The sequence below is a fragment of the Polynucleobacter sp. Latsch14-2 genome, from assembly GCF_018881925.1.
GTDB lineage: Bacteria > Pseudomonadota > Gammaproteobacteria > Burkholderiales > Burkholderiaceae > Polynucleobacter.
On sequence record NZ_JACVPL010000044.1, the window covers coordinates 1 to 557 of the forward strand.

A 557-nucleotide genomic window follows, 5' to 3' on the forward strand; every position below is an offset into this window, starting at 1 on the left:
TGTAGTATCCCCCGTCAAGCCGACATTCCTAAAGTGTTGTTTTCTGCCTGTGCTCGATAGTCTCTAGGCGATATTCTGCCAAGAGAGCTGTGCGGTCTTTCTTCGTTGTAAATGGTGATCCAGTTTTCTGTAATTTCACGTACCTCCCTGAGGTTTTCAAATAAATACGCATTGAGTACTTCATGACGATAGGTTTTATTAAACCGCTCAATAAAGGCATTTTGTTGAGGCTTGCCCGGCTGGATAAATTTGAGTTCAATCCCTTTTTCTTCGCACCAGCCCATAAAGATGGCAGACCGCAGTTCACTCCCATTGTCCAGACGTATCGCCTGAGGTAAACCATGGATCTCTTCCAGATGCTCCAATGTTCTGACTACTCTGGCTGCTGGCAAACTAATATCAATTTCAATAGCCAAGATCTCACGGTTGGATTCGTCAATGACGTTCAGGGTCCTAAAAGGCCGGCCGTAATGCAAGGTGTCGTACATAAAATCTAAGGCCCACATCGAGTTAGCCTCGGTAGGGGCAACAAGTGGAACTCTGGGCATCTTGGGGAT

At 46.1% G+C, this 557-nt stretch carries 1 protein-coding gene; it reads right to left on the reverse strand.

The genetic code is table 11. From position 1 onward, the window contains the following. Positions 1 to 14 precede the first annotated feature (14 nt). Positions 15 to 557: integrase core domain-containing protein (locus ICN46_RS11890; RefSeq protein WP_216209140.1), on the reverse strand; the 543-nt coding region annotated here is incomplete at its 5' end.